Raw genomic sequence first — 14243 nt, forward strand, 5'->3', positions numbered from 1 at the left:
ATTCCCCCTCAATGGCCATCGGCGAACTCGGCCAGCACGCTCGTCAGCGCCAGCGGGCGCACCATGCGAACGTCTGCCAGTTGGTCACTGAAATCGGCAACAAGTTCCGTCAGCAGGCGGTTGGCCGTGGCAAAATCGTATACTTTTTCGCGACTTATCCCCTGCTCCACCAGCCATTGGCATAGTACTTCAGCCTGCTGGCCGGCATCACTGTCAGATCCGCTCTCGATCAGTTGCAGCAATTCGGGTAATAAGCGCACCAGATCGGTCTGGCGCAGCAACGCCGGCACCCGAGTCAGGATCATGGTGTCGCGTCCGCCGCTTTTCAACTCCAGCCCCATCCGTTTAAGCAAACGATCCTGCTGCTCGACCAGCGCGACCAGGTTTTTCGGCAGCTTGAAGGAGACCGGCAGCAGCAGTGGCTGGGCCGCCAGCCCCTGGCCCCAGGTTTCCAGCAGCCAGTGGCGCAGCAGCAGGCGCTCGGCCCGCACCAGCGACAGCAGGGCCAGCCGATTGTCTCGCTCCAGCAGCAGATAGGCCTGTTCCACCAGGGTCAATGCCCGCCACGTCCCCGCTTTGGCGGGCACGGCAGCGGCAACAGGCGCGGTTTCAGCCTCTGGCAGCGGCGTGCCCTGCACCGCCGGCAAGGTGGTGAGCAGCGATCCCATGCCGCGCATCGCCTCCCGGCTGGGGGGCTCGGGCGGCTGGTAGTTGCTGGCTCGCCCGGCACTGCCCCCTTCCCGCACTTCCCGGGCCGGCGCCCGGTAGTTGTGCTCGGCGCCATACCACTCGGCTCTGGGGGCCTGGCCCGGATACTCGATGGGGGCACTGACCGGCAACTCGACCAGGGTCTCGGCCAGGGGCTCGTCGCTAGCCGCTCCTTGCTGGCGCAGGGCAGTAAACAGCGCCTGGAAGATGAAGTCGTGAATGAGGCGTGCCTGATGAAAGCGCACCTCGTGCTTGGCCGGATGGACGTTGACGTCCACCTGACGCGGATCCAGCTCGATGTAGAGCACGTAGGCCGCGAACCGGTCGGCCGGCAGCAGCTCGTCATAGGCCTGGCGAATGGCGTGGTTGATCAGCTTGTCGCGCATCATGCGGCCGTTGACATAGGTGTATTGCAGATCGTTCTGCGGCCTGGCGCCCTCGGGGGTCGCCAGCCAGCCCCACAGCCGCACGTCGCTGTGCTCGCTCTCCACCGCCAGCGCGTGGTGCATGAAGGGAGAGCCGCACACCGCGGCGAGCCGGCGCTCCTGCTCCGCCACCGTGTTAGCGGCCTTGTACTGGCGCACCACCTTGCCGTTGTGACGCAGGATCAGGGTGACGTCGAAGCGGGAGAGTGCGATGCGGCGCACCAGCTCGTCGATGTGGGCGAATTCGGTCTTTTCGCTGCGCATGAACTTGCGCCGCGCCGGGGTGTTGAAGAAGAGATCCACCACCTCCACCGTGGTGCCCACCGGGTGGGCTGCCGGCTTGACGGTGACGCTCATCTCGCGCCCCTCGGCCTGCGCCTGCCAAGCCTCGCTCTGCTCCGCCGTGCGGGAGGTGAAGGTGAGCCGGGAGACCGAGCTGATGGAGGCGAGCGCCTCACCGCGAAAGCCCAGGCTGTTGATCCCTTCCAGATCGTCGAGAGTCGCCACCTTGGAGGTGGCGTGGCGCGACAGTGCCAGCACCAGTTCATCTTTGGCCACACCACCGCCATTGTCGCGAATACGAATGAGCTTGGCACCGCCCTTGTCGATGTCGATTTCGACCCGGTCGGCACCCGCATCCAGGCTGTTTTCCACCAGCTCCTTGACCACGGAGGAGGGCCGCTCCACCACCTCACCGGCAGCAATCTGGTTGGCCAGAATCGGCGGCAATATACGGATTGGCATCGCTTACTCCTGCTGGTTGAACGGGGTGGCTGTGGCAATCGCCCCGGATGAGAGCCACGCCGCCCTATCACAGCCCACGCTCGTCTGGCTGGCCAGAACATGGGACAAAGAACGGATCGGCATCGCTTACTCCTGATGGTTGAAGGCGCGAGTAATTGGCGGGGGTCGATGACGGCTCGCCGGACCCGCCCCTGCCACTGGCAGGGGCGGGTCCGGCGGCTCATCAAGCGCTATTTTTGCGGAATATAGAGCACCTGCCCTATCTGGATGTCCCGCGACTTGAGCTTGTTGATCTCCACCAGCCGCGCCTGGCTGACCCCGTATTTCTCGGCGAGCCGGGAGAGGCTCTGCCCTCGGGTGACCACATGACGGAGCATGTTGGCCTTGTCGTTGCTCTGCACGCTGGCGACCGGGGCACTCGGCTCCTTGGCCGCCACCACGTAGGGCTTGATCACGCCGGCGCCGGACGAGGATCCGCCGACGCTGCTGACCGGCGCCCCGCCATCGCTGCTGCGATTCGGCTCGGTGGCCGGCATCCGGTTGGTCACCACCTGCTGCACCGGTTGCGCCGCCGGCTTGCTGACGGCGACCGGCTTGCTGGCGGGGGCGGGTCGGCTGACCGCCGCCTGCTTGTTGCTGCCCTGCCCCTTGCCGGTGAGCATGGCTCCCTTGGTCGGATGGGCCCGGTAATAGTTGCGGATCCCCTCAAAGATGGCGCGGGCCAGCTGATCCTGATAGCTGGCGGTGGCCAGCAGCTGCTCTTCGGCGTGGTTGGAGATAAAGCCCGTCTCCACCAGCACGGAGGGGATATCGGGCGCCTTCAGCACCGCCAGACTGGCGTGCTCCGGTGCCTTCTTGTGCAACCTGGCTACCCGGCCCAGCGAGCGCAGGATCTGGCGGCTGACGTCATAACCCTCGGCACGGGACTTGTCCATGGAGAGGTCGAGGAAGGTCTGCGCCAGATAGGGGTTCGGGTCCGATTCGGCCAACACCTTGCCGACGCCCCCCAGCAGCTCGCCCTGCTTCTCCTGTTTCTCCAGCCAGCTACCCATCTCGCGGTTGGCGCGGTTGGTCGACAATACCCAGACGGAGGCGCCGCGCGGGGTCGAGTTGTGGAAGCTGTCGGCGTGCACCGACACCAGCAGGTCGGCCTTGGCCTTGCGGGCAATCTCGGAGCGCTTGTTCAGATCGACGAAGTAGTCACCGCGCCGGGTCAGCACGGCACGCATGCCGGGTTCGCGGTCGATAAGGGCGGCCAGCTTCTGGGAGACCGCCAGGGTCACCCGCTTCTCGTAAGTGCGACGCGGGCCGATGGAGCCCGGGTCTTCGCCGCCGTGGCCCGGGTCAATGGCGATCACCACCCCCTTGCCCTTGCCACCCACCGGCGTGGCTTGCACCGAGGCGGAGGCCTTCTCTTCGTACGGCAGGTCGATCACCAGGCGGTGACCGTAGGGCCCCGCCGGCGCCAGCGGGAACACCACCGGCTTGATGGTGGAGCTGAGATCCAGCACCAGCCGCAGACCGCCCTTCTCCAGCGGCGAGCTCTCGCGGATCTTGCGCACCAGCTCGCTCTTGTTCTCGATGCGGGCCAGATTGGTGACGTTGCTCGCCCCTTTCAGGTCGATCACCAGCCGGTCGGGGCCGGTCAGGGTGAAATAGTTATAATTGGGGGCGCTGCTCATATCGAGCACCACCCGGGTGTTGTCCGGCGACGGCCACACCCGCACGCTCTTGAGCTGATTCGCCCAGGAGGGTAAGGCCAGCAGGGAGAGGGCAATAACAAGGATCAAGCGCACGTAGATGACAACCGTTCCAGAATGGCTTCGCCAATAGCAGTGCGAGCCTCTATCAGGACCTCGCGCTGCTCGTTTGCATAACTCAGGGTAATGTCGAGATCGGGGGCGGGCAGCCAGCCTTCCCCTTTCTCCGGCCACTCCACCAGACAGAGGGTATTGGCGCCGAAGTAGTCACGGATCCCCATGAACTCCAGCTCCTCCGGGTCGGCCAATCGATAGAGATCGAAGTGGTAGAGCTGCCAGTCGGCCAGTTCATAGGGCTCGACCAGGGTATAGGTCGGGCTCTTGACCTTGCCCTCATGCCCCAGCCCCTGTACCCAGCCCCGGGTCAGGGTGGTTTTGCCGGCCCCGAGAGAGCCGTGCAAGAACACCGTGGTTGCCTGCTGGCAGGCGTGGGCCAGTCGGCCACCCAGTGCCACTGTTGCTGCCTCGTCCGGCAGTGTCATCATCAACTGTTTTGCCATGTTCTTCTTTAGCTTGTTATGGTGTCGGGATTTACCAGTCGACGGATAAAGGGCAGCAGGTCTGATGCCAGCATGCCCCGCTCTCCGTCTGCAGCGGCCAGATCGGCCGCTTCCCCGTGGATCACGGCGCCCAGTCGGGTTGCCTCGGCGGCAGACCAGCCCTGGGCCAAAAGGGCGGCGATTATACCAGATAACAGGTCGCCCATGCCGCCACTGGCCATGCCGGGATTGCCCTCGTCGCAAAGCGCCATCCCCTTGCCATCGTGGATCAGCGTCCCCGCCCCCTTGAGCAGCACCACACCGCCGAAACGCTGCTGCAGACGCTGCACCGCGGCAAAACGATCCGCGGCAATCTCGGCAATGGTGCAGCCCAGCAGGCGGGCTGCCTCGCCCGGATGGGGCGTGAGCACCCAATTATCCTGATGACGGGGACATTGCGCCAGCCAATTCAATCCATCGGCATCCAATACCAGTGGCACCTGCTCGTTAACAAAAGACTCAAAATGGCGCCGACCCCACTCATCCTGACCCAGGCCGGGTCCCACCACCCGCACCGAGGCCCAGCTTTCCTCATACCCGCCCTGACTGCCCATCAATTCGGCCTGGTAGAGGCTGGCGGGCAGCTGGTCAGGATGCTGGCACACCCGCACCAGACCGGCACCGGCCCGCAGGCAGGCGCGAGCGGCCAGCACGATGGCCCCCTGCATCCCCGCATTGCCCCCCACCAGCAGCACCTTGCCGTGGGAGCCCTTGTGGGACGAGCGCTGACGTGGCGTCAGCCGAGTGTGCCGGGAGGGATAATCAATGCGCTCGGCGGCCGCCAACCACCCGGGCGGGACGCTGACGCCGAGGGGGTCGCAGTCGAGGTGACCGACACAGTCCACTCCGTCGGCGGTGAGCATGCCCTGCTTGATGCCGATGAAGGTGAGGGTGCGGCTGGCGTGCACCACAGCCCCCATGGCGCAGCCGGTGTCAGCATTGAGGCCAGAGGGGAGATCCACCGATAGTACGGGCACCTGCAAGCCATTGATTGTTGCGACGATCTTTGTCATAAGCGGTGACAGCCGGGTATGGACACCGGTGCCGAGCAGTGCGTCGACCACCAGGTCCGGCGCCGGCAACCGGTCGAGTTCGCCCGCCTCGGCCAACACCACTGTGCCCCCCGTCGCCAGCCACTCGTCGGCAGCCCGCCTGGCATCCCCCGTCAGCTCGGCGGGATCCCTCAGCGCGATCACCTGGGGCTCCAGCCCCAACTGCCTTGCAAGGCGAGCCAATACATAGCCGTCGCCGCCGTTGTTGCCGGGGCCGGTGAAGATCCACCAGCATCGGCTGTGCGGCCAATGGTGGGTGGCGTAGGTGCGCAGTGCCGCCCCGGCACGCTCCATCAGGGTGTAGAGTGCCAGCCCCTCGCGCTCGGCCCACTCCCGCTCCAGGGCACGGATCTGTTCAGCCCGCCACAGTGATTGTGGTAAACTGCGCACCTCTTTCCCGCTGATAGTATCCCCGATGATCTGTACCATGACGGCTCCTGACTCTCATCCATTCATCCGGGCCAGCTGGCACCGGGCACATGATGCAGTATGACGGCAACCGCCATGCCCGTCGGTCAACCTTGGCAACAAGACCCCAGAGATGCGATACAGCATGACAGTACACCTCCATCCCGGTCAGCACCCGGGCAGGCAGACGGCCCCATGACCACCACCGAACTCCATCAACTGGCCCAAGATATCAAGCTCTGGGCGAGCGAGCTAGGATTCGACCAGGCCGGTATCACCGACACGGATCTCACCCTCGAGGAGCCCAGACTGCAGGCCTGGCTCGATGCGGGCCATCACGGCAGCATGGATTACATGGCGCGCCACGGCATGATGCGGGCCCGCCCCCACGAGCTGCTGCCGGGCACCTTGCGGGTGCTGTCGGTGCGGATGAACTATCTGCCGTTCGAGGCAGGCTTTGCAGCTACCCTGCGCGACCCCACCCTCGGCTACATCAGCCGCTATGCCCTGGGTCGCGACTACCACAAGCTGCTGCGCAACCGGCTCAAGCAGCTGGGGGAGCGCATCGAGCAGCGCTGCGAGGCGCTGGGCTGGCGCCCCTTTGTCGACTCGGCCCCCATTCTGGAGCGGCCGCTGGCGGCCAAGGCTGGCCTTGGCTGGGTAGGCAAACACTCGCTGCTGCTCAACGAGTCGGCGGGCTCCTTCTTCTTTCTGGGGGAGCTGCTGCTCAGCCTGCCGCTACCGCTGGATGCGCCGGTGGAGAAAGAGCAGTGCGGCAAGTGCGTGGCCTGCATCAACATCTGCCCCACCGGCGCCATCATAGCCCCCTACGTGGTGGACGGCCGTCGCTGCATCTCCTATCTCACCATCGAGAACGACGGCCCCATCCCTGAAGAGTTCCGGCCGCTGATGGGCAACCGCATCTATGGCTGTGACGACTGCCAGCTCATCTGCCCCTGGAACCGCTATGCCAACGCCAGCCCGGAGCCCGACTTCAGCCCGCGCCCCAATCTGCATCGCCCGCCGCTGTTGACCTTGTGGGGCTGGAGCGAGAGCGAGTTTCTCAAGCACACCGAAGGCAGCCCCATCCGCCGCATCGGCTATCAGCGCTGGCGCCGCAACCTGGCGGTGGCCCTTGGCAACGGCCCGGCCAGCCCGCAGGTCATGACGGCCCTGCAGCAGGCGCTGGCAGTAGCCGACCCCATGGTGGCCGAACATATCGAATGGGCGCTGGCCACCCTGGCCAAACGCCAGCAGGATGACAACAAAAAGACGCGCTTGCTGATCCGCTGCATCGAAAAAGGTCTGCCGGATCACGCATAGACGATCTGCCCCTTGCCGGATCGAAGCCATTTTTTCATGCTCTGCCGACGGTCGATCGTCGGCACTATAAAAGGAACAAACGGATGCAGATGTTGGGAGTGGATATCGGTGGTTCGGGGATCAAGGGATGCCTGGTCGACACCGCAACGGGCGAGCTGATTGGCGAACGTCACCGACTGGTGACGCCGCAGCCGGCCACCCCGGCCGCCGTGGCTCATACCCTCAAGGCGCTGGTGGAACACTTCGACTGGAAAGGCCCGGTGGGCTGCGGCTTTCCCGCCACCATCCACAACGGCATCGCCAAGAGCGCGGCCAACATCGACAAGAGCTGGATTGAGACCGACGTCGCCCACCTGTTCGCCGACGTGACCGGCCAACCCTGCCACGTGCTGAACGACGCCGATGCGGCCGGTCTGGCCGAGATGCGCTTCGGGACCGGCAAGGATCGCAGCAAGGGGGTGATCATCCTCATCACGGTCGGCACCGGCATCGGCACCGCCGTGTTCGTCAACGGTCAACTGCTACCCAACACCGAGCTGGGTCATCTGATGCTGGAAGGGATGGTGGCCGAGCACTACTGCTCGGACGCGGTGCGCAAACGCGAGGATCTCTCCTGGGGCCGCTGGGGCAAGCGCTTCAACAAGTACCTGGCCCGCCTCGAGTTTCTATTCTCCCCCGACCTCTTCATCCTGGGCGGCGGCAGCGCCGCCAAGCTCGACAAGTTCATCGACAAGATTGAGACCCGGGCCCCGCTGGTGGCGGCCGCCAACCTCAATCAGGCCGGCATCATAGGCGCCGCCCTGCACGCTGCCGAGCTCACCGCCACCCGCCAGTCGGCATGACGCAGTCATGAACAAACAGCAGAGGCCCGGCATTGCCGGGCCTCTGCTGTTTTCAGCGCCCATTTTTCACCGTACTTGTCGCCCGGGGACATGTCACCCGGCCGGCTATTTTCTATAAGTCGTCGAGCCGATGGGCGCCGTGTACCAAGCGGGTCAGGCGGGTCTGCTCCTGCTCGGCCAGGCCGCCGAGCAGCCGCACCGTCTCTTCGGTCGGACACTCCCGGGCCAGATGGCTGAGCTCGCCGATGAGCTTCTCCTCCTGACGGCACACCAGCTGCACTATATCCTGGGTCTGGGCCGTGGCTGGCAGGCTCAGGCGCCGGATCCCGGGCAGCAGATCCTCGCTGAAGCCTCGCTCCAGCCAGGTCTCCTTCACCCCTTCGCCAAGTTCACTCAGGTAGTCATCCAGCTGGCTCTTTGCCGCCTCTTCCCGCTGCTGCAGATAGGCCAGCAGCAGCCGGCTGCGCTCGCCATCCACCTGCGCCATGAGACGCCCGTAACAGAGCCCAAGCTGGTGATGCACCTGCTCCAGATAGAGCAGCAAGTCTTTGATTTGTTGAAATCGCATCAGGTTGCCCTCCTGTATACCGTGCCCTTTAAGTATAAAAAACAGGCAATTGCAATCCAAGCCAAAGCACAGCCCTTGTTGTGCTGCATCAAGCCAGTGGCCAAGAAAGCAGCGATCGATACAAAGTGGAATGATTTGTGCCGACCCGGGGGAGATAAAAGGATGAGCAGGTGAATCCGGCTGGCTGCTAATAAAGGAGGTTGTAAGTGGATATTTACCATGTGATATTCGGCAATTATGCCATACCACCAAATACAATATTGATGTGAGCGAGATCACCGTCGGCGTTAGTCGGCAGGCGGGAATCCTTAGCACTTTTTTAGACGTCTAGATGTATAAACACGCGTTGACACGGCCATCCAGACATCTTAGCATCATCCTCCATGATGGCAGAGCAACCCAGTGAAACCTCTGCCCAATTCACCCGCCTGTAGCGCCCTGTGCTTTAAGGCTGTTAGCACGGAAGAATCCATGATTAAGTTGATCGGTCTCAACAAAGTCTACGGTAAAGGCAGTGATGCCGTGCACGCCCTGCGTGACGTGAGCCTGCATGTGCCGCAAGGCAAAATTTTCGGGGTGATCGGCGCCTCCGGTGCCGGCAAGAGCACCCTCATCCGCTGCGTCAATCTGCTGGAGCGCCCGACGGAAGGTCAAGTCATTGTCGACGGCCAGGATCTGGTCGCCCTGAGCGAACGGGATCTGACCCAGGCTCGTCGCCAGATCGGGATGATTTTCCAGCACTTCAACCTGCTCGCCTCCCGTACCGTCTCTGCCAACATCGCCTTCCCGCTGGAGCTGGCGGGCTGGAGCAAAGAGAGGATCCAGCAACGGGTCGAAGAGCTGCTGGCACTGGTCGGGCTGGAAGCCCGTGCCCACGCCTATCCGTCCGAGCTCTCCGGTGGCCAGAAACAGCGGGTCGCCATCGCCCGGGCGCTGGCGCCGGCCCCCAAGGTACTGCTGTGCGACGAGGCCACCTCGGCCCTCGACCCGCAGACCACCCGCTCGATCCTGACCCTGCTCAAGGAGATCAACGTCAAGCTGGGGCTCACCATCCTGCTCATCACCCACGAGATGGACGTGGTGAAGGGGATCTGTGACGAAGTGGCCATCATCAGCGACGGCCGGCTGATCGAACAGGGTGAAGTGGCCTGGTTCTTCAGCAATGCCAAGACCCAGCTGGCGCGGGATTTCATCCACTCCACCATCCACCTGGAAGTGCCCCAGGAGTATCAGGATCGGATGAGCGCGGAGCGGGTCCCCGGCAGCTATCCGCTGGTGAAGCTCGGCTTTACCGGCAGCACGGTCGACACGCCCCTGATTTCCGAGGCGAGCCGCCGTTTCAACATCGACATCAGCATCCTGAGCGCCGACATCGAATACGCCGGGGGCGTCAAATTCGGCTTCCTGCTGGCAGAGCTGTTCGGGGATGAAGCCCAGTGCGAGGCAACCCAGCAGTTCCTCATCGACAACCATATTCAGCTGGAGGTAATGGGTTATGTCCGAAGCCATGATTAATCTGCTGTTCACGGCCCTGGGCGACACCCTCATCATGGTGTTTGCCTCCGCCCTGTTCGGCTGCCTGCTCGGCCTGCCGCTCGGTGTGGCACTGCACGTGACCAAGGCTGGCCAGATCCTGGCCAACCCGCTGCTCAACCGTACCCTGGGCATGGTGGTCAACGTGGGTCGCTCGGTGCCCTTCATCATCCTGTTGGTCGCCATCATCCCGCTGACCCGGCTGATCGTCGGCACCAGCATCGGCACCATTGCCGCCATCGTGCCGCTGACCGTCGGTTGCATTCCCTTCATCGCTCGCCTGGTGGAAGGGGCCCTGATGGAGGTGCCGGACGGATTGCTGGAAGCGGCCAAGGCCATGGGTGCCAAGCCCCTGCAAATCATCACCAAGGTGCTGCTGCCCGAGGCCCTGCCCGGCATCCTCAACAGCGTCACCATCACCCTCGTCACGCTGGTGAACTACTCCGCCATGGCCGGTGCCATCGGGGGCGGTGGTCTGGGCGATGTGGGTATTCGTTACGGCTATCAGCGCTTCGACCCGACCGTCATGCTGGTAACCGTGGTTATTCTGGTCGTACTGGTTCAACTCATCCAGAGCGCGGGTGAGCGCCTGGTCAACAAATGTGATCATCGTTAATCGTCGATTTCTGACAGGAGGTTTTATGAAATTTGGCATCAAATCCGTTGCGGCAGCCCTGCTGGCCACTCTGGTACTGGCCGGTTGCGGTCAAAAGGAAGAGAACAAGACCCTGAAAGTAGGCGCTATTGCCGGCCCCGAGACCGAGCTGGTTGAAGTGGCCGCCAAAGTGGCCAAGGAGAAATACGGACTGACCGTCGAGGTGGTCAACTTCTCCGACTACGTCACCCCGAACGTGGCACTGAACGATGGCAGCATCGACGTCAACGCCTTCCAGCACAAGCCCTATCTGGATGCCCAGATCCGTGATCGTGGCTTCAAGCTGGTGCCGGTCGGCAACACCTTCGTCTACCCGATCGCCGGTTACTCCAAGAAGATCAAGGCGCTGAGCGAGCTGAAAGATGGCGCCCAGATCGCGGTGCCGAACGATCCGACCAACCTGGGCCGCTCCCTGATCCTGCTGGAGAAGCAAGGTCTGCTGAAGCTCAAAGAGGGCGCCGGTCTGGAAGCGACCGTACTGGACATCGCCAGTAACCCGCGCAACTTCAAGATCGTCGAGCTGGAAGCTGCCCAGCTGCCGCGCTCGCTGGAAGACGTGGACTTGGCCATCATCAACAACACCTTCGCCGGTCAGATTGGCCTGACCCCGACCGAGAACGGTCTGTTTGTTGAGGATAAAGAATCCCCCTACGTCAACCTGATCGTTGCCCGCGACAACAACAAGGATGACGAGAAGGTCAAACAGTTCGTACAGTCTTTCCAGACCGACGACGTCTACAAGAAAGGGCTGGAACTGTTCAAGGGCGGCCTGGTGAAAGGTTGGTAATCACTCACTCGGCAAAAAAGGCCACGCAATGCGTGGCCTTTTTTTTTGCTGCCGTTATCATATCGGCGAGCACGGCAACACGAACATACTCAGCACATGAAAAAATGGTATCTGGCCTACTGCAAGCCAAAAGAAGAGGCCCGCGCCCGCGCCCATCTCGAAGCCCAGGGGATCGAGTCCTACTACCCCATGGTGGAAATTGAAAAACTGCGGCGGGGCAAGCGTGTCCCGGTGCGGGAGCCCATGTTCCCCAACTATCTGTTCATCTACGTGGATCTGGAAGAGGTCACCCCGGTCACCCTGAAGTCGACCCGCGGAATCAGCCGGATCATCCACTTCGGTCGGGAGTGGACCTCCATCAGCAGCCAGCTGGTCTATCAGCTGATGAGCCGGGACGACAGCGACGAGGCCCGCGCCAGCTACGCCAGCCTGCCGACTCAGGGCGACAAGGTGCTAATAGAATCCGGTCCGCTGGCCGGCTTCGAAGCCATCTATCTGGAGCCGGATGGCGAGAAACGGGCGATCCTGCTGGTGAGCCTGCTCAATCAGGAGACCAGCAGCAGCTTCGACAACCAATCCTTCCGTCGGCTGGACTGACGGACGAGAAACACCTGATTCCTGCTGGTAAACCTGCTCAATCAGGAGACCAGCAGCAGCTTCGACAACCAATCCTTCCGTCGGCTGGACTGACGGGCGAGAAACACCTGATTCCTGCTGGTGAGCCCGCTCAACCAGGAGACCAGCAGCGCCGACAACCAGTCCTTCCGTCGGCTGAACTGTCCCGGCAACCAACACCGAACTCCCGCTGACTGGCCAGAACAACCACCTCTTGCGCCAGTCAGGCTAAAAAACGGGGCAGGCCCAGTGGCCTGCCCCGTTTTCATACCCCTTGTCCACCTCAGGCATCCAGCTCGAAGCGGCTGATCACCGCCGTCAAGCGACCGGTATCCTGCGCCAGCCTGGCCACTATCTCCTCCCCCTGCTGGCTACGCTGGCTCGACTGCCGGCTGAGGCTGGCGATCTCCTCCACCGTTCCCGCCACCTCCTGGGCCACCCGTGACTGCTGCTCGGTCGCGGTGGCGATGGCCCCCAGCTGGCCCGACAGATCCTGCACCAGCTGCAGCATGGCATTCAGGGTGCCGGTCACCGAGTCGACGGCGCCGCGCCCCTCTTCCACCAAGCGGGTGCCGCTGCCGACCGTGTTGACGGTCTGGCGGGTCTGCTGCTGGATGCTGGCGATAGTCTGGCTGATCTCCTCGGTGGACTGGCTGGTGCGGCTCGCCAGCAGCCGCACCTCGTCGGCCACCACGGCAAACCCGCGCCCCTGCTCGCCGGCCCGCGCCGCCTCGATGGCGGCATTGAGCGCCAGCAGATTGGTCTGCTCGGCGATGGTGGCGATCACCTCGGTGATGCGTCCTACTTGCTCGCTCTGGCTGCTGAGCAGACCCATCGCCTTGTTCGCCTCGGCAATCATGGCGGCGATCTGCTGCATGGTGGCGGTCATGCGGGCCAGCTCGTGGCCGCCCTGGCGAGTCTGCTGTTCGGCCTGCTGAGCAGCCCGCGCCGCTTCGGCGATATTGCCCGCCACATCCCGGGTACTGACCGACATCTGTTCGATGGCCGCCGCCACCGTATCGACCCGCTGATTCTGACTCGCCAGATCGGTGACGATGGCGCGGGTGGTGCTGCCCACCTCGCCACAGGCCCCGTCCACCTGCCCCACCGCCCCCTGGATCTCCCCCACCAGCTGACGTAGCTGGCCGGACATCTGGTTGATGGAGCCCGTCAGCCCACCCAGCTCATCCTGGCTCTGCACCGGCAGTGGGCGGGCGGGCAGCCGGCCGTTGGCAACCAGATCGGCCCGCAACACCAGGCTGGCGATGTCCCGGGTCAGACGGCGACTGAACAACAGCGCCACCAGGGTACCCAGCACGATCACGGTCAGGGTGGCCAGCAGCAGGGTGCGATTGATGGCCTGACCGGCGCTGGTCATCTTCTGGCCCATGCTTTCGACCTCGGTGCGGGTCTGGGTCACCTGGCCGGCCAGCTGGGTCGCCAGCTGACCGAGAGCCGGCTCAATCTCCGTCGCCATCAGATGGTTGGCCTGATCCCAGTCGGGCGCCTGCCGCTTGCTGATCACCTGCCCCACCAGCTCGGCGAAGGGGGCCGACATCTCCTCGAACAGCGACCAGATCCCCTTCTGCGCCTCGGTAAAGTTGGCCTCCTGCTGCTTCAGCTCGGCCACCCGCTGCTGGTGGAACTGGTAATAATCCTGGTATTTGGTGCGATAGTCCGGATCCCCGGAGATGAGAAAGTCGCGCAGGGCGGAGAGCGCATTGGAGAGGCCGTTGTAGGCATCCCCCACCTGCTTGAGCAGCAGGCGGCGATCGCCGGGCAGCTGATCCTGCGGGGTGGCCACCTCTTCGTTGGCAAAGGACTGCAGCTGATCGAGGGCCGACTCCGCCAGCGGCCCCGCCTCCTGCAGCATCAGGGTATGGGCTGGCAGGTTCTCGTCGGTATGGGCGATGTCCCACACCTTCTGCTGGCTGGTCTTGAAGGCCTTGAGCGAGCGGGTCAGCTCGGCGGTGAACTGCTGATGCTCGATCACCTGCCAGGCCTCCTCCCACTCCTGTTTGAGGCGGGCGGCCTGCGCCGGATCCTTGCCCAGAATGAGATAGGCCCGCAGGGAGGAGATGGTCGCCACCAGCGCCTTCTGGCTGGCCTCATCCCGTTGCAGAGCGGGTAGAGCCTGCTCCAGCAGGGCGCTGCCGGCTTGTCCGATGCGGCCGAGCTGGTGGTAGACGAGGCTGGAAGAGAGGATCACCAGCAGATTGATAAAACAGAAGCTGAGCAGCAACTTGCTTGAAATTTTCATGAACATCCTTGTTTCGTTGCGGGC

General features: G+C 63.5%; 12 protein-coding genes. 6 read left to right on the forward strand and 6 right to left on the reverse strand.

The genetic code is table 11. The features are described from left to right. Window positions 1-8: 8 nt before the first annotated feature. The 4 genes from mutL to AACQ43_RS05745 all read right to left on the reverse strand — a co-directional run bounded on the left by mutL (window position 9) and on the right by AACQ43_RS05745 (window position 5657). Entirely contained in the window at window positions 9-1877 is a 1869-nt protein-coding gene (mutL, locus tag AACQ43_RS05730; protein ID WP_168966402.1) for a DNA mismatch repair endonuclease MutL, read from the reverse strand. Window positions 1878-2107: 230 nt separating this feature from the next. Further along, on the reverse strand, window positions 2108-3673 hold the full coding sequence (locus AACQ43_RS05735; RefSeq protein WP_168966404.1) for an N-acetylmuramoyl-L-alanine amidase: 1566 nt from the start codon (window positions 3671-3673) through the stop codon (window positions 2108-2110). Beyond that, on the reverse strand, window positions 3664-4137 hold the full coding sequence (gene tsaE, locus AACQ43_RS05740; RefSeq protein ID WP_011704860.1) for a tRNA (adenosine(37)-N6)-threonylcarbamoyltransferase complex ATPase subunit type 1 TsaE: 474 nt from the start codon (window positions 4135-4137) through the stop codon (window positions 3664-3666). Before tsaE ends, AACQ43_RS05735 begins: the two co-directional genes overlap by 10 nt. A gap of 8 nt (window positions 4138-4145) precedes the next feature. Continuing rightward, window positions 4146-5657 (reverse strand): NAD(P)H-hydrate dehydratase, encoded by a 1512-nt coding sequence (locus tag AACQ43_RS05745; protein WP_168966406.1) that lies wholly within the window; start codon window positions 5655-5657, stop codon window positions 4146-4148. A 174-nt stretch (window positions 5658-5831) separates the two neighbouring features. Here AACQ43_RS05745 and queG point away from each other — a divergent pair, with 174 nt between their 5' ends. Together queG and ppgK are read left to right on the forward strand one after the other, a co-directional pair. After that, window positions 5832-6959, forward strand: coding sequence for a tRNA epoxyqueuosine(34) reductase QueG (gene queG, locus AACQ43_RS05750; RefSeq protein WP_168966408.1), 1128 nt, complete (start codon window positions 5832-5834; stop codon window positions 6957-6959). A gap of 83 nt (window positions 6960-7042) precedes the next feature. Then, complete coding sequence (ppgK, locus tag AACQ43_RS05755; protein ID WP_168966411.1) at window positions 7043-7801, forward strand: polyphosphate--glucose phosphotransferase; 759 nt, start codon at window positions 7043-7045, stop codon at window positions 7799-7801. 112 nt (window positions 7802-7913) lie between these two features. On the opposite strand, the gene AACQ43_RS05760 is transcribed toward ppgK, so the two are convergent. Then, window positions 7914-8369, reverse strand: a complete 456-nt coding sequence (locus AACQ43_RS05760; RefSeq protein WP_016349602.1) for a hypothetical protein — start codon at window positions 8367-8369, stop codon at window positions 7914-7916. A 471-nt stretch (window positions 8370-8840) separates the two neighbouring features. Between AACQ43_RS05760 and metN the strand changes: the two genes are divergently transcribed. From metN to rfaH, 4 genes are all read left to right on the forward strand, one after another. Continuing rightward, window positions 8841-9884, forward strand: coding sequence for a methionine ABC transporter ATP-binding protein MetN (metN, locus tag AACQ43_RS05765; protein ID WP_011704855.1), 1044 nt, complete (start codon window positions 8841-8843; stop codon window positions 9882-9884). Continuing rightward, window positions 9865-10518: a methionine ABC transporter permease gene (locus tag AACQ43_RS05770; RefSeq protein WP_011704854.1), complete on the forward strand. Its 654-nt coding sequence runs from the start codon at window positions 9865-9867 to the stop codon at window positions 10516-10518. The genes metN and AACQ43_RS05770 overlap by 20 nt, the downstream gene beginning before the upstream one ends. Before the next feature lie 25 nt (window positions 10519-10543). Then, complete coding sequence (gene metQ, locus AACQ43_RS05775) at window positions 10544-11344, forward strand: methionine ABC transporter substrate-binding lipoprotein MetQ (RefSeq protein ID WP_168966413.1); 801 nt, start codon at window positions 10544-10546, stop codon at window positions 11342-11344. A gap of 96 nt (window positions 11345-11440) precedes the next feature. After that, the gene (gene rfaH, locus AACQ43_RS05780; protein WP_168966415.1) at window positions 11441-11941 is read left to right on the forward strand and encodes a transcription/translation regulatory transformer protein RfaH; all 501 of its coding nucleotides are present in this window, start codon (window positions 11441-11443) and stop codon (window positions 11939-11941) included. Window positions 11942-12242: 301 nt separating this feature from the next. On the opposite strand, the gene AACQ43_RS05790 is transcribed toward rfaH, so the two are convergent. Continuing rightward, the gene (locus tag AACQ43_RS05790; RefSeq protein ID WP_168966417.1) at window positions 12243-14219 is read right to left on the reverse strand and encodes a HAMP domain-containing methyl-accepting chemotaxis protein; all 1977 of its coding nucleotides are present in this window, start codon (window positions 14217-14219) and stop codon (window positions 12243-12245) included. Window positions 14220-14243 lie beyond the last annotated feature (24 nt).

The organism is Aeromonas sp. DNRA1 (assembly GCF_963888745.1).
Lineage (GTDB): Bacteria > Pseudomonadota > Gammaproteobacteria > Enterobacterales > Aeromonadaceae > Aeromonas > Aeromonas hydrophila.